Origin of the sequence: Halobacteriovorax sp. DPLXC-1 (assembly GCF_036903125.1) — a bacterium.
Taxonomy (GTDB): Bacteria; Bdellovibrionota; Bacteriovoracia; order Bacteriovoracales; family Bacteriovoracaceae; genus Halobacteriovorax_A; species Halobacteriovorax_A vibrionivorans.
Map to the genome: position 1 here is coordinate 71,019 of NZ_JAYMCO010000002.1, position 18,143 is coordinate 89,161.

Consider the following 18,143-nt stretch of genomic DNA (forward strand, 5'->3'; position numbering starts at 1 on the left):
TCTTTTAATTCTTAATATCAAATGTCCAAGGTACAGAGACTAGTTTTTTAAAACTTACTTTTACCTGCGCTGGAACATCATCGTTATTAAGATCAATTGTTGCCCTTCGAGGTGTAATTCGTAAATTTCCTATAACTGGGAAGTTCCCTTCGACTTTAATCCCGTCGATTTCTACTTTCTTATATCGTCCAATGTCACCATCAGACTTTTCATAAATAAGTGTTGCTCCGTCTTCTATTTCTGCATAGTGGAGAGTTTCCGCAAGGGCCTCTCGCTGCTCTTGTGTATTCATTGGTATATCTTCTGATCTGATTTTTATATCACCATTGAAAGTATTCAATTTAACGACAGTATTTCCCTTGCGATCCTTTTTAAATTCTATATTATCAATTTGATTAACAATATCTTCTAAGAGCTCAAGCTCCTTTGGTTTTAATTGGTCTTGAAAAGTTCCAACTAAGTAGGCGAGTTGTGTATTTGAAATCTTCTCGACTCCCATAAGAGATATTTTCTCTAATAAGATCAGTGGTAGGGCCATTGAGTTTGCCTGGGATCTTTGCGGGTTCATATTGGCAAACATATCAAGCATAGCTCCTTGAAAGTTAGCAATCTGCTCATCATTAAATCCGGCCATATGCTCAAGAATATCGCCAACTTCATTCATTGTTGGAAGCATAAACATAGTAGGTGTACTTGTGTTAGTTACATCACAAATACAGCCATCATTCTTATCACTTTTTATACTAGAAATAGCTTCTTCAGATGAAAGGTATACCTGGCTCGTTCCTCTATTTGCACTGATTAAGGCACAGGCATATCCACCTAATTCGATATCAAAATAACGATTCTTACTTTGTGATGCCCATAAAAGCATCTCTTTAATTGACTCTTGTGTTGGTGTTAATTGTTGTGCATTATTAAAGACTAGTCCTGACTTGTCTTTAAGGTTCTCAAATCCAATATAAAGCTTCCCTTCATGCTCTAGAACGTAATTAACTCTCGCATTATTGATATGACAGCTTGATCCAAATGAAGCGAGACTATTAGCAGGTGAAAAAATAAGTAGAATTAGTGAAAATCCTAGTAATAGCTTGATGTTGTTTAACATTTGGTCGACTCCTGTCGTTTTATTAGACAAAATGGCCATAATTTGGCCTTATAAACGTTTTATACTGTTATATTTGCAAGCTACATACCAAAGAGGGGATTTTGGTGATAAAAAGCATTTATGAAAACACTTATTCTTATGCTTTTAATTCTGCCACTTAGTATCCAAGCTCAAATCTCTCAAGGAGAGTTTGCACAAACAATTAATAAATTAATTGAAATCTATGATAAGGATCTTCCAACTCAAAGAGTTGTGGATATTAACTGGGAATCAGAAACTGAAAATGCCTCTGTCTCATACAAGAATGGTAAAGCACAATTTAGCTTTCATGGTGGCTTTGCTCGTAATTTAAACTTAAGTTCGGATGCTTTGGCCCTTGTTACTTGTCATGAGATCGGACACCTAATAGGTGGATACCCAAAAGTAATGCCAACACAAAAGTACACAAGTGAAGGCCAGTCAGACTATTTTGCTACAAGAACCTGCTTAAAGAAATACTTTGTAGAAACTGATGATAACAATTATTCACTAAATCACATCAAGCAAGAATTAATTGATAAATGTGATAATAATAGATTTTGTCTAAGAGGTTTAGCGGCCATAAGAGATGCATCTGTAATCTATTCAGAAAATGCTCATATCAATCATAAGACGGCCCATATAAGTCCATATACGATCTTTAATGATTATCCAAAAGGGCAGTGCCGTGTTGATACGTTAAGGGCCGGCCTATTTAATGAAAAAAGGCCTTCATGCTGGTTTAAAGACTTTCAAAGTGATCGATACGAATACGATGAAGAATATATTTATGAAGAAGCACAGGCCGTTGCTGATATCACAGAAGTGACAATGACTAGCTTCGGTTGTCATGTACGCACAGCATATCCAAATGTATGGATGGGAAGTTACTTCAATCCATTATCTGAGTCTGAATTAATGATGAAAGGAGTAAATGTTGTCGGTGCTTGTCCATATAAGAAGGGACAGGTTATTAGCGGCTCAATGACGTTATTTCGAGGATCTCTATACTTAAACTTAAGAAATACAGATAAATAAAGAAGAATTTTTACTTTTTTTTAAGTGTTAAGTCTCTCCTATTTCCGATAAAAATTGTTAAATAATTTTTATAGTTGGGGGAGTTATGAGAAATCTTACAAAGTTTGGGATATTTGTTTCTATTTGTCTTTTAAGCGCAACAGCTTATACAGCAACAATCGATTTTGGAACGACAAATTATATCTCGTTTCGTTGCCAAGTTGATATCTTTGAGAAAAAAGTAAATCCAGTCACATATCGTGCGTATGCTGGGCGTCTTTTAAATACAGTATTTCATGAACAATACAATGCCGTATATGGCCCAGATATAAAGCTATTAATTGATTTAGACAATGATCGCTCATTGTTTTCAAATGTCTTTATTGGTGGCAATGGATACCTGAAATGGTCGGCCGTTGAAACAGATCACGATGCAACTACAATTGATGATGCCACATGGCCTGTCACACCACGAGTTATCTATAGTCCAAGAGCATATGATAACGCTAATAATAGAAAAACATTTGGAGAGTCAGATCATTACTTATTTCGTATCGAATGTTTTGAAGTTAAAGAATTTAGCGATGATTATTACTATAATAAGAAATAATCAGATTTGATGAAAAATCTTGTAAATTTTAGCCGTGGTACCCACGGGGCAAAATTACATGATATGTAGTGAAAATTCACTATGATAGTAATTTTTCAAATTCTGGGGGGAACTTATGAAAAATCATCTAAAACTTGCCGTGGTTACCACGCTAATTTTATCAAATTCGGTTATAGCATCTAATTATCGTTATACATGTAGCATCTGGCATAGCGCTGAAAAGGTAGAAAAAACCTTTCTTAAGAAATGGGATCAAGTTAACTATGTATCCACAGATACTTGTTGGCTTGGAGAAATTGATCTATATGTGCCAGAAATGAACCAAGAAAGAAATATCATATGTGGCAACACGTTTGATGGTGAAAATTTCCAGCTTAAAATTAATGCTAAAAGATATGATAATAATGCAATGATAATTTCTTATGAGATTGGCCGCAATGACTATAGTGGAATTGTAAACTTGGCCAAACAAGAAGTGTCATTAGATGCTGATTATTTTCAATATAATTCTGCAGCAGATGATAGTTTTGCAAACTATGTACTAAGTAACTCTAAAAAGCATGAGTCTAGAGTAACAGCTGTAAGCTTGGTTTGTGACAAGATTTAGCATTTCAACACGTTAATATACGCCTTACCCGATATAACGGATATTATATCGGGTGAATTATTTTCCCTTCTCCGTGCAATATGATCCAATAATCTTAACCCATTATCAAATTTCTTTGTCTAATAAATTGATTGAACAATCATGTCGTAATACTTTCTTTGAGTCTATTTCAGACTTAATGCAATGAAAGCCTTGATACATTACAGTACTATGTATTACATTATCTATTCGCGTTTCATTTTTTATACCTTTGGCCTTTACTGCTTTTTCATACATTTCTTTTGCCGCTTCTCCTGAGATATTTATAGTTGTCATATCTTGGTATCTGGAAACAGTTGACCTAGACTCATAAGTCTTAATAAAGTAATCGTTTGCAAATGATGAAACAGATGTAAAAAATGCAAGTCCAATAATTATAGTTAGGTTCTTCATAAATTTCCTCCAATAACTCTTCTTCTAAAAAAATATTCAGATATATAATTAGCAATTCTAAGGCCAATTATCAGAACTAAATAACAACAAGTTAGATCAGAGAAAATGTACAACCCTTAAACATTTGTAAATATATTATTATTGTGGATATTGCCAGGAACTCCACCATCTAAGCTGGTACTGATTAATTAATATACGACCACTCTCCCTACCAAGAGCACTTTATTAGTGATAAAAAAAAGTGGATTAAGTGCTTAAAAGAACAATTATCAATCATTTAAACAGCTTGAAATAACTTGGTAGCCAGCAAGAATGATATCAAGTCTCCAAGCCGATGCTCTGACAATCTTTATAACTTGCTTCTTATCTTCTTTGCTAAGCTCACAGTAGCCTGCACTCAAATAACAAGGAACATGGTGAGAGATGGCCGTTTTCTTAAACTCTTTACAACTAGACTCAGAAGAAATGTCATTCATGCCCGAGATTAGGCAGGCCTTAACATCCTGAATCCATTTCTTACCCACTTCAGAAAACTTCTCAAATCGAGAATCGAATTTATTACAGTATTTTTGCCCAAAGGCCAAGGGATAACCACGCTTTCCACATACTCGCTCTTTTTCTATGCAGCTATAATACGCACAGTCGTCACTTAGATCAGCACAATCATTTGCAGCAAACGAATGCGTGGCCAAAAGAATAGAGAAAAAGGTGAAAATGATAGATTTCATTATCAGTTAGTAGCAAATTAATCATGGCTTAGTAAACTTAATGAAAAGTTTATATTCTCTTTACAAGATGGCCTATGCAAAAAAGATAGCTAAAGCAAAGACTGCTAGCAAACTAATGACGATTGCTTCAAAGAAATAGTTCTTCTTTGTTTCTGGTGCTTTGAACTCACCAGTTAAGCGAAAGTGTGAATCATTGATATTGTTAATCACGTATTGAATCTTTCCTAGGGGTGTAAGTCCTGTGAAGTCATAGAGAACTTCCCTATTTTCACAAATGGCCGTGTATGGAACTCCACGCACTCCAAATTGATCTGCAATCTCTGGACTCTCCATGGTATTTACTTCATATACATTTACATCTGGATTATTGTTATTTAAGGCTTCAAAGACAGGTGCCATTGTTTTACATGGGCCACATGTATCAGAATAAAACTTGATAACGAAAACACCCTTTTCACTAGAGACAACAGATTCAAAGTTTTCATTATTAATTTTCTTTATATTCATTCAATACACCATACTAAAAATAACGAATATTCATGCACTCATCTTTTTGTCTTTATCATTATTATCATACACTTCATCTTTTGAATATAACTCAATACAATTGTCGGGTTGTAATTGAGTAACATTATCCCCTAGTGGCATCCTTAAAGCTTTGGGCCTTGGAAACATAATGAGCATTAAGGCAAGACTTGAACCATAAGAAAAGTAGAATTGTGTTGAGCTTATTCCATGAGTGATAACTCCAAGAACTCCAAGCATTGTTATGGTGCTGGCCAGGGCCCAGGCGTTAGTCCACATTGCTACAACTTCAAATCGAGCGATTTCCTCGCAATTGATTTTGTCATGAGTCTTTATGAATTTATCTGATGAGATCCTTTTTCGAATCTTTCTCCGCGATCCTAAGACAAAGAAGAATATTAAGGACATAGCTATAGGAACAACCCCAAGTGATTGTATGATGGCACCGTCAAATGCATTTGCCACCTTAGGCCCATATTTCTTTATAAAATAATCATTCCATACCAAGTAACATAGAAATGACTGCAAGAATATGAAGAGGCCATATAAATATCCCGCAAATATCTTCCCCATTTCCAAATTCATTTAATCTCCAAAGCGTCCCTATCGATTTGTAGATTGATAATTATCTCTTAGTTTACGTTCTAAATGACCTCAAATATGGGCGAACATATTCATATTGAGATGAAGCCAATGATTTCAAAGTATTATGCATAAGAAATATTGAGATTATTCTAAGTTTTTAAAAAGCAGGGATTTTCGCAATTTGTATATTTCTGTGAAAATGGCAGATTTAATTGCCAAAAGGACAACTGTATAGGCTTCTAGGGCCAAGAATTGATAAATGTCATCTTATTAATTAGGCCCACACCTGATAAAGACATTTCTAATGACGTGTACATTTCTACGTGCAAAATTTGCTAAATTTCTTAAGTTGTATTTTACTTGTCCATTTCGCGCAGTAACTTTTGTGTTATCTGTTGGCGCATTTGTCCAGTTAAAGACTAGGCCATGGGCGCGATTGAGATTCTTGCTCGTTATATAACTTCCACCATAGACAAATTCAGGGCGATCACCACCGCCGTAAACTCTAAGTCCTGATAAGTAGCGTTTTACTTTTGCTAAGACCTCACCTTTTGTGCCTTCAAATCTGTAACCATTTCGAAACTTATCTCCATACGAGGTAACAGTGAAAGCAATTTTCGCGTCACTTGGAAGATCCTGGTAGATAAAATCAACAGAGTTTCTAAGTTTTGCTATATTTTGCCCCTGACTATCTGTCGTATCCACAGCAAGTCCCATAGCATAGATATTCATAAGATCAGGCTTTGTGCGTGAAACATCGGCCCTCATTTGTTTAATGAGTGAATTAACATCACAACCACGAGAGCTTTTCATTGAATAATCCTTGGCCCCAGTTGTAGGAAAGCCAGGCACTTTCCAGGAATCAAGCTGTACTGTCCCTATTTTTAGAATCTTTTCAACTTCCTGACTGAGTTTAAGGCCTACTTCTCCAGTTGTTGGTTGGGCCGAACAGGACTTTAGAGCAATTTCTTCAAGTTTTTCAACTTTAATAGTAACCGGCTTTTTAATATTAAATTGTTGAAGCTTCTGCTGGATCTCTTGTGTCGATGAAGTGGGCCTTTGTCCCATTTTCACAAGACAATTATCGAGATCATCAATATTTTGTATGGAATTCATGCAGGCATTTCCATAAGAATTTAATGATAAGAGAATAGAAAATGCAAGAAAGCCTAATTTCATTGCAATATTGTAACATATAAAATGAAATAGGCGTCTATGTTGTGCTTATATTTTCACTGTTGATTACTTCTATCTCTCCGGTTCCATCAGGACGTGTATCATAAAGCCACATATATCGAACTGCCACTACAATAAAGCTTAAACGATAGAAACAGTGTAGAAGGATAAGTGGCATATAGGCACGATTACCAATTGATGTTAAAGATGATAGATTCATAAGAGTGAACAACAATGAAAAAATGATTCCTCCAATCAAGGACTTCTTTGGTGTTTCATTAATTACAAGAAGAGAGCCGATAGTGAGGTAAATAATTACATTTAATCCCCCTATTATGGTTATCATTGTTAGTCCTGCACCTTGGGCCAATAGCAGAATATTTCCTAAAAGAATCCAAATAGCATGACCTATAAGAATTGAAGCACTAACTATCTTCCAGCTCTTAAGCGTATTCTTATCTGGATTATATGATTTCATTAAAATAGCACAAGTGATGGCCATTATAGACAAGGGAACAAAGGGAACAATTCCCATATATTTGCCTGCGATAAAGCCAAGTACACCACCCAGAATAGTCGCTAATCTTGTCTTTATTGATACATCTTGATTTTCTTTCATAAGAAAGCCCCCTCTTAAAAAATTACAGCTTTAATTATGAAGGAAGTAACGATTTACGACACAAAGATTTCTTTTGAAAAATATGTGGTTTATTTTAGGCAATGAGATTTTTACATGTTATCAAGCTTCATTTAATTTATGCTCAAGAATTAACTTCACAAGCACATTATTGAATTTAATAATTATTGCCAATAATTTAAGCAATGAGACCAATCTTCCTCTCAACACTTCGATCATGTAAAAAGAATTTCACTTGGCTTTGGTAGAATTCCATAATGGTTTTCTCCATATTTGAATAAACATTCTTTTTTAAATAAGACTCTAACTCTCCTATTTGGATCTGCATGTCTTGGTTGTCTTGGACGTATTTAAAATAGATCGTGTCTTTGACTTTTTTATAGCTGATATCAAATTTGATATTTTCTGCTGGCTGCATATTCTTATTTCCATCAATATGGAGCCTAAGTAAGATCGAAAAGATCCAATAACCGTTGTCGGCCAATTTAACGGCACCATGAGGAGTGTAAGAAATATCTTCATCTATCGGTGAGAAATATTCCTCTTCCTCTTCTGGCTCGAATTGAATTGTAGGCACGAGCTTTATGAGGTCGTATTCATTCTCATCAAGTCCCAAATATGAACGAAAACCGTTGAACACAGTCGTTGCAAACTCTGTAGCATCATCATGAGTCTTAAAGAAGAGCTCTCTTGATTTCTTATATTCATTACATAGATCAAAGTATGACATATCAAGATAATCGGTATTATTTCAGAAAGTTAGAGTTAAGAAATCATTAAAAAGTCAAAATGTCAGGAATCTAGACTCTAAGATAATTTGAAATTGATTAAGATATAGAAGCGAACCTAATAAGGAGAAAGTTATGAAAATTAAAAATATTGCAATTACGATACTAATACTAGGTAATTTAGTGGCATCGGCCCAATCCTTAGTTTCTTCGAAACTACCAAAGGAGATTCAGGAAATCTGTCGTGCAAGTGCGCAGGAAAAGAAGTTAAATAGTGTACCATTTATGGGATTAATTCCGGATGAACTTTCTGATGAAGAATGGGAAGCCAGAAAAGTTGAAATTGCAAATAATCTTACAGATGCTGAGTTAATTGATTTTATAAAGAATGATAGTGGGTTTTATCGCACTGAACTTGCCTATAATAGTATCTTCATTGCTGGCGATGAAACAGAGACTGTGAATATATACCTTTCTTGTAACAAGGGTGTTTTATATGGCCGAACTGAAATGGAAGTAAATATGAATAACGTTCTCACTCAAGTCTTTGCTGCTCCGGCCTTAATTAGGCCTCTAGGTGATAGCAAACTTGCTTTTACTGGTAATTATGCAAGGCTACCAATGCTTAAGGCAATTGGAAGATCAGAAACACATATTAAGAATGAATTAAAAGAGATGGGCTTAAGCATGACTAAGATAAAAGGTCAGATTGTGAAGGTAGACAATAAATCAGTACTTTTTGGAAAAAGTAATCTAGGCACTCCAAAAATAGACTTTTATACGGATAATGCAATAGTTCTAAATTACGTCACTTCAAACAAGGTGAATAATGCATCATTAGTAGATATTCAAACATATATTTATGATTATGAGAGCGATAGCATCAAGCATTTAAATCTTAAATAGTATAAACAAGGTGCTACACTAACTAAATATCTTTACCATTGTTAATTGATAGGACACCTGATTCAAATGGATTAACGGTATTGATAAAATAGTAGCACCTTGAATTATCGATCACAAAACCACCTGGTCTCCTAGAGGACATTTGCACCCTCCAGCCACGGGCAAGTAGCGGCACATCAACTTTAACAAGTTCGCTATCGTGATTATAGTAGAAGTTTATAAGAGTTACTTTTAGTAATCGATAATCTCTTACTTGTTCGCTACTATGAAGAATATTTAAAGCGTAAACAATCCCATCTTCTTGGGTTCCACGAATGGCCTCGTTATGTTCAGGTATAGCATGAAAGAAGAAGCTTCTTTCAAAGTCTTTAATACACAAGTCCTGGAGAGTTCTCTTATCTTTAATACGCTCGATATTGTCTTTGGCAACCATTCCCCTATCATGCCAATCCTGATCAAGCTCCTGATATTCTTGTTCAACCTTGTCTTCCACAGAACTGAGTGAGCGTGTATTCGCTTTTGTATCACTTTGCTCTTTATTACTGGAACAAGAAAAAGCGCAACTTAATAAGTAGATGAGAAATAATGTAGGAAATGAGATTTTTCTTTGCATAAGTAACACATCGACATGTTACATGTGCCACACAAGTCGATGTATCTTGTTTTAAGAAATCTTAAGCTTTAATTAACGACAGTCCTTATGCAGCAGATACTTTGAATACTTTTCATACTTATCTCCCAAGGCCTCACAGCGATCTGGCTCCACAGGACATTCCATACCAATATTATCCAAATGCTTCTTAATTCGTTTTCTCATAAAGCCATTTGTATATGAATTACAATTTAGGCCTTCATCCATTCCATCATCAACATAGTCGATAAAACTTATCTCTTTAACTTTCTTAAATTCACCTTGGACACATTTTATAACGGCCAGGCCTTCATAACTTTCGCCAGTTAAAGGATCAACTCCCTTACCAAAGAGCTTCATAAAGAAGCGTAGCCCTTGAAAATTTGCCACAAGATCACCATTTGAGATGATTCCATTAAAGAAACCTCCCCAGGTAATGGACTCAGACCTCTTACCATATTTGAGTATTTCTTTAACACTTTGTCCGTGACGGATATGTTTTAGATAATATAGATATCCAATATTAAACATATGACTAAATTTGTCGCTTCCAATATAGGCATTATTAGTCAAAATGAGTGGTGAATAAGGGGTAAGCTTCAGTATAGGTTTATAAATAAGAGGAATATATTGGTATACCGACTCACTCTTTTTTGTCTCAACAGAGTATCCATCTCCTAATTTCCCCTTATCAATATAGACTTGTAAGGGATTAGCAACAAATAAACCTCTAAGGGAGGCCACTAAGTTCTTCTTTACTTTTCTTCGTAATGTCCCTTTGTGACAAATATTGCCAAAGATATCATCAGCGTGATTAGCTTCCTTTATAGCATCCTCCAAGGCCTTATTAAGGTAGATATCAAGCTTATCTAAAGAGTCTAGTAAAGGTACATGTCGATGGGTAAAACTATCAACTTCTAGAGCGAAAGAAGATAATTGAAAGCAGGCAAATAGCATTGTTAAGATATATTTCGATTTCATAAACAATACTCTACATTTTACTTTCACATAGAAGAAAATTAAGAAAACTAAAATGCTGGTAAAGAAAGTTAACTGACTATGGAATTTATGGAATTTCTTGTGTGAAGTACTTTTGTAAAGATTGCGCACGAATAACGCTATTATCTGCATCTGACATTAAGTAATCATTATAATAAATGTCGCGCATAAGATTTGAAAGGGATGTCTTAATTTGATAGACCTTATATGAGTTTGCCTCATCCTGGCCTAATTTCTTTATGGCAGAGCTAATTTTGCTCTTATGTTTCTCTAAGATAGAAAGAGTGCTGCTTATATCACGATCCACATAGAGCTTATATATTGATGCTGCGATAAAAGGAGAGGCCATATCATCAGGGTTCTCATAAGTTTCCATTTTGTTGACTTCTGCCACAATTTTCCTGGCCTCAGGATTACTTCTTATGGATTCTTTTTTCTCCATGGCCGTTGCAATATACTTACCAATAACATTCCCATTAGCAGCAAGTGTTTTTGTTAGATATGCCATACCAATTGGTTCATTTGGATTTTCTTTCAGGTAATTGAAAGTTGCACTTTCTACAAGGCCCATATTATTTGAATTTATTCCATACGAATACATGTCACGTATATAGTTTAAGTCTCCTCTATTAGAATAATCACCCTTACATACATTACAAGCATGCTTTGTTTTTAAAAACTCATCATTGCCATCTTCATAAGAAAGACAACAGTCCTCACAGGCAAAACTATATTCGATATCCTGATTATGAGAAAAACCGAGATTATGTAGCTGCTCGTGAAATAGTGTCTTTTTTAATTCACTTATCTCAGCTTCATATTCTGCTTTAGAGCTTGATTTCTTCGTATTTGGTTGAAAGGGATTTATCGACATATAGGGATGCTTAACACCCTTACTTGACTTAGTTGATGGATGGGCCGAGGCATGTGCCATTACACCTTCCCAATATACTGGATCATCGTCCATATCAGTACATAATATTGTGACATTATCTTCTTTTAGAAGCTCTTTAAGATCATAAGATAGGCGCGATGAGCCCGTTATCTTCTGACTCGACTTTGCAAGATTGTCGAGGCATTGAATACCTTGTTCCATAGTCTCCTTAACAAGACTTGGAAAATTCTCTCCCCATTTCTTTAAGCAAGCATCTTCGACTTTATAACCGAAGCCAGTCATGAGAAAACCACCATTAAGTATCGTGTTCACTTCACGTGAAAGAATATCAAAGGCCAAAACACCTTGATCCCAGAGACTTGGTGTAGGACAAGGATTAGAATCTGTTTGTTGCAGTGGATTTATATAATTATAAAAATCAATTTCATAGCTTCCGTTATGATCCTTATCGACCTGAGTCCTTATTTGAATTTTTCCAGCATTCTTATTATTTGGTGATTCTTTAACTTTCTTAAAGGTTTTAATACGATCATAGTTGCCATCAAAGTTTGTATCTTGACGTACTTGCTTTGAAAACGTGGCACTCTTATTTATTGTAATAACGTCTATTTTCCCATCTTGATTTCTGTCTTCTCTGACTTCGATAAGATCTTTGTCTTCATAGATTTCAATCCGGTCGATTTTGCCATCGGCATTGATATCAACTTTTTTCTCCACACGAGATGCACCAAGAACACTGAGGCATAGAAATATAGGAATAATCAACTTCATTACTCCATTTTAGCATAGCTTGGCACCTATATAGAAAATGAACATAGAGTATAAATATTTCCTCTTTTGCCCATAAAAGACCTTGAAAATGGTAGAAAAAGCTATGAAGAACCGAATTCTCTATCCTATTTTTATCGCGCTATTATCAACTCAGGCCTTTGGTTTAGACCTTACACAAGAGCAGGCCCAGACAGAGCCTCAGATGCGTATTGGGGCCCTTCCTTTTCCTTTCTTTATCTACTCAAGAGCTGATGATGATCTTGGTCAACACAGCTATCTCGAAAGTAAGAAGGAAGAAGACCGAGGATTAATATACACATGTCGTGGTGGATTTATTGATATCGCTCACTTAAGAACCGGCAGTGACTATACTGCTTTCTACGTGAGTAAAATAAAAGAGGCCATTAAAAATGGTTCAAAGGAAATGGCGCTAAAAGCACAAGGGCCAAGCTCTATTATCGCAAAATTGCCACACTTAAATCTGAATGAAGATGAAATTATAGAAACGGCCCAGTATATGGCCCATAATATTCTTACTTGGCATGAGTTTACGACTTGGTATGGATGGTCTGCATTAAAGATTAAAAATGCTGAGAAAATGTCAGGTTTCTCATATGAGGATATCTATTCTCACTTAATTGGTATTGAAGCCGCAGGCAGGGCCTTAAAGAATAAGAAGCTAAGCTATGACCAGGCCATGACTTTTGAGCTAGACAAGATGTTAAATCAGGAAAATGGAGAACTTGAGCGAGTATCGAGGAAGCTTACTAAGAAAATAACAAAAAGTGTAAAAGGAGAGTTCTATAAAAGACGATCGATATTTACATACTTTCTCTATAAGCAAACAAATATAGGTAAGAAATCAGATACCTTATCACCTCTTCTTGTAACTAACGATAGTGTATCAGGCTGTCAGTCGACACAAGAGCGCAAAGCACATTTCTTTGGTGAAAACAAAGGTCTCGTATCTATTGAAATCAAACCTAAGATTAAGCAGGCCAAAAAGATCCTAAAAGATGCCGGATCAATCGATGGCAAAATCATAATTGAGCGCGATTACGAAACACTCATTGAAGCGGTTGAAAGAGATATCTTAAATTACTACGACAGAAATGCTCTTTTACAGTATTAACGTCTTGTAAATTCTAAATCAATTGCTCGGTCGCTACTAAAAACAAATTTCTGTTTTGGCTTCACTAGACTTAGATCACATGCTGGTGTGACAACGAAGTTCTTTATGAGATGGGCCAAGATAATTTTGACCTCAATATTTGCCATCTCACGCCCAAGGCATGTCCTAGTACCTGTAGAGTAAGGAATATAAGACTTCTTCTGTTCATTTGTTAGATTATTGAATCGTTGTGGATTAAATTCATTATGGTCACTTCCCCATACTTTCTTATTATTTAGGATCTTACCTAATAACGTAAATACGATCGTACCTTTTTTAACATCGATAACTTTCTCATCTTGGTTAATTTGAGCATCTTCACAGGCCTCTCTAAAAAGAATTGGAAATGCTGGCCTTAACCTTAAAGTTTCATCCACATATGTTTGAAGTAATTCATTATCAATAAAGGATTTCGTATCTTTTAAATCATAATTTTTAAGTTCTTCATACAAATCCTGTTGAAGCTTTTGGTTTTGCGCTAGAAAGTACAGTGCCCAAGTTAATGAAACCGCTGTAGACTCAAATGAAGCGCCGACAAGGCCATATATCTGACCAATGATAGACTCTGTATCAACCCATTGATCCTTGAGATAGGTGATCAAGGTATAATTCTCTGTTCCTTTTTCAACTTTTTGTCTAACAAAGTCCTTTCCTTCTTTGATAAATTTGGAAAAACGTAAATTACTAATTGTTGGAAGATACTTCCACAATGGGCCATAATTCATTCTCTTAGTTAATTCAGCAATGAGAAATTTTTGAAAATAATAAAAGCTGTCACATTCTGCTTTTGGATTAGTTATTTCTTCTTTTGATATTTTAAAATCATGCTCGATAAAGAATTCACTTGTAATTGATAAGGCCAATTTTCCCATGAGAACTTCTACATCTCTTACACAGGCCTTCTCACCAAATAGAGGAAGTTGTTTTTCAAGTCTATTATTTGCTATTGAATATAGTCCCTCAAGAATCTTCGGTGTGAAGAATTGGATTAACTCTGATCTTAACTTCTGCCAACTTTCGCCATCAGCATCTAATATGGATGGCCTACCTTTATTGATATGCTTTATTTCATTAAGAGTGCTGCCCTTTAAGAATGTATTTCTCTTCTTTACAATAACTTCTTTAAAGCTCTCAAGCTCAGAAACAACTAAGACATCTTTATGGAATAATTTAAAACGAAATGAGTCCCCAAGATCATATGTTCGATCTGTTAGTTGCTCAAAGAGACACTCTTTAAAGTTTAACTCTCCAATACTTCCAATAATAGGATATGCCTTTAAGCTTGGGATTCTTGTCACTACTTATCTCTCCCCTTTACACGAATAACTTTCTTTCCGGTGTCTGCGACATCTCGGCCAGCTTTCTCTTTCGTTTTTGGGAGTTCATACTTAGTACTATCCATTGCTTGATCAGCAATTGAAAAAGCAGCACTTGCACTTATATGCATAAGTCCCACAAGAGCAAAAATCGATAACGTCTTCTTCATAAGAGAGTCTCCAAATACGTCTAAGCAGCAATCATTTGTCTAATAAATGAACACTGTCTAGGGCAATTTCACTAGTGAATTGCGCTAATTAAGTTGTAATGGAGTATTAATTTGCAAGTGAGGTGCCAATGGGTCGAGCTCTAACCAAACACCGTTCCACATATTCTCACGAGTTAGAAGAGTCGGGCCAAGAATGGCCTGGTTGAGATCATTTGAAGATATTTTTTCTCTCTTATCTTTAATTAATAGATATAGATCTGGATGAGTTCTATTTAGCCTTTTAAGAATTATTGTAAAATCAGATCGAAATTCATGTCCATTCTTTAATAAACCTTTTAATAGTACAGTAATATACGAATCTATTTTACAGCTACTTTTTATAAGTGATTTAAGCACACTTCTATGCTTATCTAGTTTTTCAGCAATTGAGCCTAGGTTTACACTTGTGTTTCTTTCCAGCGAAATTCTGAAATTATTTTTTAAGGTATATGGACGAAAATGCTCATTCTTATCAAAGCGATTATAATAGGATTGATGACAATTTTCTTTAGAGAATCTCGTAAAAGGCCCATCTTTCGTTACTGTAACAATTTGTCCTCTGGCCTCAATAATCTCCTTAATATGATAGCGGTTAACAAAGGTTTCGTAGTATTCGAAATTAATAGAGAGATCCCTGTCATCTGTATTAGAATATGAGTTTGATGCTAGAAAGCACAGTAAATATAGAATAAGAGCTCTTATGATCATATCAATTAGGTATGTTTACCACATGTGCCAATTGTTACAAGTATGTATGAAAAAGGTATCGGAACAAAGAGGCCTCTATATTTAAGAGGCCTTGATTATTTAGTAATTTGATTGTGGATTTCCAACAGCAGGATCAAGATCGCTCCAGCGTCTTTGCCAACTTTGAGCGTAAAAAGCACTTGGAATAAGATCAATTATTGCAGTCTTTCCGGCTTCTAACTCAATATGATAAGCACTGGCCGCCATTGTAACTTTATTGTTCTTAAAATAAATAGTAAAATCAGATCGAGCTTCTGATCCATCCTCAAGCTCTGAAATTACAAGGCCAGATAAGTATGCGTTTGTACCACATCCTAGCTTTAAATCATCCTGTAACTCATCCTTAAACTTATTAAACAAAGGGATTAATTTGCCAAAATTAACTACTGTTCCCTGCGTCTCTAGAGTAATATTTTGGCTTATGAAATATGGATTCTTCTGCGGAGCGTATGGGAAGTTTGACTCATAATCCTTATAACAATAACGAAGGATTCCACCTTTACTTGTTGCCATCACTTGAAAACGCGCTTCTTTAATTTTTGCAATTTTATAATCATTTGAATAAGTTGAAAGTTGCTTAAAATTAACTGAATAATCAGCCGCTTGCGTGCCAAAAGCTAGAAAGATAGCAAATACTGCTACTAGTGTCTTCATGGGGATACTCCTATTTTGTAGTTAATAGGATTTACCATGGTGAAACAAGCAGACAAGGTATTAATAGAATTTATGTAATTATTGCATATCTTTATTGAGCAGGTCTTTGACCATATCAGTAATAATACGTACTTGCTGGCCAGTGCGAACAGAGTAATCCATACCTGAATATCCCCACCAGTCCCAGCACGAGTTAGGATTTTGAAAGTCTGATAATGACTTTTTGGCCTGAGGGAAAAGAACGATAAGTCCAAGCTCTTCAGAGGCTTCTATAAAACCAGACTTATCAATATAGTCAGTTCCAATATCATCTAGCGATTGCTTACAACCGTGAAAGGCAATATGAAGTTCACATTGATGATCTTTACAATACTTTGGGATATACAAGTATGCATCTTCCATAAGAAGTGGCCTATATAGTCCAATGTCAAAAGAAGAGAAGAATTTTCGCTGACTAACTTTAGTAAGTGTACCGCCTAAGACATTATTTTCTTTTCGTCTATCTGGATAAAGAGTACGTAGTGATTCTAGCGCACCATTGTAATTACAATTTCCGATAAAAGGCGTCTGCGATTTAGTACATTCTCCACCTTGGTCTAAAGTTGGAAGCGTGTGAGCAACCTGAAGATCCTTTACGTATTTAAGCTCTTTAACACCTAGTAATTCATAGAGACTATTTAACTCATTTGTCACTTCTTGATGAACCACTTTATCTAGAACTCCAGAGAATAAGAAAACCTTGTCATCCTTAAGATTAAAGGTAGGATCAATGAGCCCACTAAACTGGAGAGTATTTATATATTGGTATGAAAATAAAGAAGTACCACTAACAAGTTTACCTTCCATACAGGTTTTCATTGCTGTAATTGCATTTCCTCTAGCACAATAAAAAGGGCCAGCTGCAAAGATAGCTGCACCATTTACAAATCCACTATTGATTATATGAAATTGATGGGCAAAGTAGCCACCTGAAGAGATACCAGAAACGGTAACATTCTTACCTAAATTCAGGTTATTAGAGGCAAATCCATATTGGAGAAGTGTAAATATTATTAGTGAGATATATTTCATTAAATGAATTTATAGAATAAATTTAAAGAAATGCAAAAGGAATTAGAAAAATTATAGGAAAACAGCAGTCTCCTCACAAAACCGCTGTCTTCCTTTATGCGCGCTGATTACTCAACAACGATAAAATTAAATTCACATACGTGCTTTTTCTTCTTTAAGAATCCACCTTCTTTATAGAAGTCTACATCACCAAATACGTATCCTAGAGTTGTATTAATGATTCTATTTCTCATTTTCATACATTCTGTATAAGACTTGTCATAATCAGTTGTAAGTTTCTGCTTAAGAGTCTTTTTTGCTAATACTTGGTCATAACTATCTAGAGTTGCTCTTACTCGACAGTCCCAGCTCTTTTTACTTTGAGCAATAATAAATTCAAAAGCAAGGCCATCAACCTTTATGTCTTTAAGTTCGTCATATTCCACTTCCGCCATTAAGCACGATTCCTTAGCTTTATCCTCTGTATCAAATGAATCGATGATAACGCTTGATTGTTGCATCTTTCCAAATGCCGTTAGTGAAAATAGTGCACATGTAATTAAAACTAAGTTCTTCATAAATTCTCCCTTTATCCTCAATTGTTAAAAAAGTTGTAATTTTAT

Annotated in this window: 22 protein-coding genes; 5 read left to right on the forward strand and 17 right to left on the reverse strand. The window is 35.1% G+C overall.

Annotated elements, in window-relative coordinates; genetic code table 11:
• Window positions 1–4: 4 nt before the first annotated feature.
• On the reverse strand, window positions 5–1,108 hold the full coding sequence (locus tag VCM44_RS08540) for a hypothetical protein (protein ID WP_334678553.1): 1,104 nt from the start codon (window positions 1,106–1,108) through the stop codon (window positions 5–7).
• Window positions 1,109–1,228: 120 nt separating this feature from the next.
• Between VCM44_RS08540 and VCM44_RS08545 the strand changes: the two genes are divergently transcribed.
• From VCM44_RS08545 to VCM44_RS08555, 3 genes are all read left to right on the forward strand, one after another.
• Window positions 1,229–2,164: a hypothetical protein gene (locus VCM44_RS08545; protein WP_334678554.1), complete on the forward strand. Its 936-nt coding sequence runs from the start codon at window positions 1,229–1,231 to the stop codon at window positions 2,162–2,164.
• A gap of 85 nt (window positions 2,165–2,249) precedes the next feature.
• On the forward strand, window positions 2,250–2,753 hold the full coding sequence (locus VCM44_RS08550; RefSeq protein WP_115362694.1) for a hypothetical protein: 504 nt from the start codon (window positions 2,250–2,252) through the stop codon (window positions 2,751–2,753).
• Between the two features lie 115 nt (window positions 2,754–2,868).
• A complete protein-coding gene (locus tag VCM44_RS08555) occupies window positions 2,869–3,360 on the forward strand; it encodes a hypothetical protein (RefSeq protein ID WP_334678555.1) in 492 nt (163 codons plus the stop codon).
• Between the two features lie 105 nt (window positions 3,361–3,465).
• Here the strand turns inward: VCM44_RS08555 and VCM44_RS08560 are convergent, their stop codons facing one another.
• From VCM44_RS08560 to VCM44_RS08590, 7 genes are all read right to left on the reverse strand, one after another.
• Window positions 3,466–3,792: a hypothetical protein gene (locus VCM44_RS08560; protein WP_334678556.1), complete on the reverse strand. Its 327-nt coding sequence runs from the start codon at window positions 3,790–3,792 to the stop codon at window positions 3,466–3,468.
• Window positions 3,793–4,061: 269 nt separating this feature from the next.
• Complete coding sequence (locus VCM44_RS08565) at window positions 4,062–4,520, reverse strand: hypothetical protein (RefSeq protein WP_334678557.1); 459 nt, start codon at window positions 4,518–4,520, stop codon at window positions 4,062–4,064.
• A 72-nt stretch (window positions 4,521–4,592) separates the two neighbouring features.
• Window positions 4,593–5,027, reverse strand: coding sequence for a thioredoxin family protein (locus VCM44_RS08570; RefSeq protein WP_334678558.1), 435 nt, complete (start codon window positions 5,025–5,027; stop codon window positions 4,593–4,595).
• Between the two features lie 30 nt (window positions 5,028–5,057).
• Complete coding sequence (locus tag VCM44_RS08575; RefSeq protein WP_334678559.1) at window positions 5,058–5,630, reverse strand: hypothetical protein; 573 nt, start codon at window positions 5,628–5,630, stop codon at window positions 5,058–5,060.
• A gap of 270 nt (window positions 5,631–5,900) precedes the next feature.
• A complete protein-coding gene (locus VCM44_RS08580; RefSeq protein ID WP_334678560.1) occupies window positions 5,901–6,809 on the reverse strand; it encodes a hypothetical protein in 909 nt (302 codons plus the stop codon).
• A 34-nt stretch (window positions 6,810–6,843) separates the two neighbouring features.
• A complete protein-coding gene (locus tag VCM44_RS08585; RefSeq protein ID WP_334678561.1) occupies window positions 6,844–7,425 on the reverse strand; it encodes a hypothetical protein in 582 nt (193 codons plus the stop codon).
• A gap of 196 nt (window positions 7,426–7,621) precedes the next feature.
• Complete coding sequence (locus VCM44_RS08590; RefSeq protein WP_334678562.1) at window positions 7,622–8,173, reverse strand: hypothetical protein; 552 nt, start codon at window positions 8,171–8,173, stop codon at window positions 7,622–7,624.
• Between the two features lie 133 nt (window positions 8,174–8,306).
• On the opposite strand from VCM44_RS08590, the gene VCM44_RS08595 reads away from it, so the two are divergent.
• Window positions 8,307–9,077 carry a hypothetical protein gene (locus tag VCM44_RS08595; RefSeq protein ID WP_334678563.1) on the forward strand — a complete coding sequence of 257 codons (771 nt, stop codon included), beginning with the start codon at window positions 8,307–8,309 and terminating at the stop codon, window positions 9,075–9,077.
• Window positions 9,078–9,099: 22 nt separating this feature from the next.
• Here VCM44_RS08595 and VCM44_RS08600 read toward each other — a convergent pair whose 3' ends face one another.
• The 3 genes from VCM44_RS08600 to VCM44_RS08610 all read right to left on the reverse strand — a co-directional run bounded on the left by VCM44_RS08600 (window position 9,100) and on the right by VCM44_RS08610 (window position 12,373).
• Window positions 9,100–9,690 carry a hypothetical protein gene (locus VCM44_RS08600; protein ID WP_334678564.1) on the reverse strand — a complete coding sequence of 197 codons (591 nt, stop codon included), beginning with the start codon at window positions 9,688–9,690 and terminating at the stop codon, window positions 9,100–9,102.
• Window positions 9,691–9,762: 72 nt separating this feature from the next.
• Window positions 9,763–10,689 carry a hypothetical protein gene (locus tag VCM44_RS08605; RefSeq protein WP_334678565.1) on the reverse strand — a complete coding sequence of 309 codons (927 nt, stop codon included), beginning with the start codon at window positions 10,687–10,689 and terminating at the stop codon, window positions 9,763–9,765.
• An 85-nt stretch (window positions 10,690–10,774) separates the two neighbouring features.
• The gene (locus tag VCM44_RS08610) at window positions 10,775–12,373 is read right to left on the reverse strand and encodes a hypothetical protein (protein WP_334678566.1); all 1,599 of its coding nucleotides are present in this window, start codon (window positions 12,371–12,373) and stop codon (window positions 10,775–10,777) included.
• A 103-nt stretch (window positions 12,374–12,476) separates the two neighbouring features.
• Here VCM44_RS08610 and VCM44_RS08615 point away from each other — a divergent pair, with 103 nt between their 5' ends.
• Complete coding sequence (locus tag VCM44_RS08615; protein WP_334678567.1) at window positions 12,477–13,505, forward strand: DUF4056 domain-containing protein; 1,029 nt, start codon at window positions 12,477–12,479, stop codon at window positions 13,503–13,505.
• Here VCM44_RS08615 and VCM44_RS08620 read toward each other — a convergent pair.
• The 6 genes from VCM44_RS08620 to VCM44_RS08645 all read right to left on the reverse strand — a co-directional run bounded on the left by VCM44_RS08620 (window position 13,502) and on the right by VCM44_RS08645 (window position 18,098).
• Window positions 13,502–14,842 (reverse strand): cytochrome P450, encoded by a 1,341-nt coding sequence (locus VCM44_RS08620; protein ID WP_334678568.1) that lies wholly within the window; start codon window positions 14,840–14,842, stop codon window positions 13,502–13,504. The genes VCM44_RS08615 and VCM44_RS08620 overlap by 4 nt on opposite strands.
• Window positions 14,842–15,030, reverse strand: a complete 189-nt coding sequence (locus VCM44_RS08625) for a hypothetical protein (RefSeq protein ID WP_115362590.1) — start codon at window positions 15,028–15,030, stop codon at window positions 14,842–14,844. The genes VCM44_RS08620 and VCM44_RS08625 overlap by 1 nt, the downstream gene beginning before the upstream one ends.
• An 84-nt stretch (window positions 15,031–15,114) precedes the next feature.
• Window positions 15,115–15,777 carry a hypothetical protein gene (locus tag VCM44_RS08630; protein WP_334678569.1) on the reverse strand — a complete coding sequence of 221 codons (663 nt, stop codon included), beginning with the start codon at window positions 15,775–15,777 and terminating at the stop codon, window positions 15,115–15,117.
• Window positions 15,778–15,876: 99 nt separating this feature from the next.
• Window positions 15,877–16,470 carry a hypothetical protein gene (locus VCM44_RS08635; RefSeq protein ID WP_334678570.1) on the reverse strand — a complete coding sequence of 198 codons (594 nt, stop codon included), beginning with the start codon at window positions 16,468–16,470 and terminating at the stop codon, window positions 15,877–15,879.
• A 78-nt stretch (window positions 16,471–16,548) separates the two neighbouring features.
• Window positions 16,549–17,541 (reverse strand): extracellular catalytic domain type 2 short-chain-length polyhydroxyalkanoate depolymerase, encoded by a 993-nt coding sequence (locus VCM44_RS08640; RefSeq protein WP_334678571.1) that lies wholly within the window; start codon window positions 17,539–17,541, stop codon window positions 16,549–16,551.
• A gap of 107 nt (window positions 17,542–17,648) precedes the next feature.
• Window positions 17,649–18,098: a hypothetical protein gene (locus tag VCM44_RS08645; RefSeq protein ID WP_115362581.1), complete on the reverse strand. Its 450-nt coding sequence runs from the start codon at window positions 18,096–18,098 to the stop codon at window positions 17,649–17,651.
• Window positions 18,099–18,143 lie beyond the last annotated feature (45 nt).

Bases quoted from the DNA above. Each gene is read 5' to 3' on its own strand.
- VCM44_RS08630 (WP_334678569.1), bottom strand. From the start codon at position 15,777: ATGATCATAAGAGCTCTTATTCTATATTTACTGTGCTTTCTAGCATCA.
- VCM44_RS08585 (WP_334678561.1), bottom strand. From the start codon at position 7,425: ATGAAAGAAAATCAAGATGTATCAATAAAGACAAGATTAGCGACTATT.
- VCM44_RS08555 (WP_334678555.1), top strand. From the start codon at position 2,869: ATGAAAAATCATCTAAAACTTGCCGTGGTTACCACGCTAATTTTATCA.
- VCM44_RS08605 (WP_334678565.1), bottom strand. From the start codon at position 10,689: ATGAAATCGAAATATATCTTAACAATGCTATTTGCCTGCTTTCAATTA.
- VCM44_RS08615 (WP_334678567.1), top strand. From the start codon at position 12,477: ATGAAGAACCGAATTCTCTATCCTATTTTTATCGCGCTATTATCAACT.
- VCM44_RS08565 (WP_334678557.1), bottom strand. From the start codon at position 4,520: ATGAAATCTATCATTTTCACCTTTTTCTCTATTCTTTTGGCCACGCAT.
- VCM44_RS08540 (WP_334678553.1), bottom strand. From the start codon at position 1,108: ATGTTAAACAACATCAAGCTATTACTAGGATTTTCACTAATTCTACTT.
- VCM44_RS08600 (WP_334678564.1), bottom strand. From the start codon at position 9,690: ATGCAAAGAAAAATCTCATTTCCTACATTATTTCTCATCTACTTATTA.
- VCM44_RS08580 (WP_334678560.1), bottom strand. From the start codon at position 6,809: ATGAAATTAGGCTTTCTTGCATTTTCTATTCTCTTATCATTAAATTCT.
- VCM44_RS08550 (WP_115362694.1), top strand. From the start codon at position 2,250: ATGAGAAATCTTACAAAGTTTGGGATATTTGTTTCTATTTGTCTTTTA.
- VCM44_RS08575 (WP_334678559.1), bottom strand. From the start codon at position 5,630: ATGAATTTGGAAATGGGGAAGATATTTGCGGGATATTTATATGGCCTC.
- VCM44_RS08625 (WP_115362590.1), bottom strand. From the start codon at position 15,030: ATGAAGAAGACGTTATCGATTTTTGCTCTTGTGGGACTTATGCATATA.
- VCM44_RS08560 (WP_334678556.1), bottom strand. From the start codon at position 3,792: ATGAAGAACCTAACTATAATTATTGGACTTGCATTTTTTACATCTGTT.
- VCM44_RS08570 (WP_334678558.1), bottom strand. From the start codon at position 5,027: ATGAATATAAAGAAAATTAATAATGAAAACTTTGAATCTGTTGTCTCT.
- VCM44_RS08545 (WP_334678554.1), top strand. From the start codon at position 1,229: ATGAAAACACTTATTCTTATGCTTTTAATTCTGCCACTTAGTATCCAA.
- VCM44_RS08645 (WP_115362581.1), bottom strand. From the start codon at position 18,098: ATGAAGAACTTAGTTTTAATTACATGTGCACTATTTTCACTAACGGCA.
- VCM44_RS08610 (WP_334678566.1), bottom strand. From the start codon at position 12,373: ATGAAGTTGATTATTCCTATATTTCTATGCCTCAGTGTTCTTGGTGCA.
- VCM44_RS08640 (WP_334678571.1), bottom strand. From the start codon at position 17,541: ATGAAATATATCTCACTAATAATATTTACACTTCTCCAATATGGATTT.
- VCM44_RS08595 (WP_334678563.1), top strand. From the start codon at position 8,307: ATGAAAATTAAAAATATTGCAATTACGATACTAATACTAGGTAATTTA.
- VCM44_RS08635 (WP_334678570.1), bottom strand. From the start codon at position 16,470: ATGAAGACACTAGTAGCAGTATTTGCTATCTTTCTAGCTTTTGGCACG.
- VCM44_RS08590 (WP_334678562.1), bottom strand. From the start codon at position 8,173: ATGTCATACTTTGATCTATGTAATGAATATAAGAAATCAAGAGAGCTC.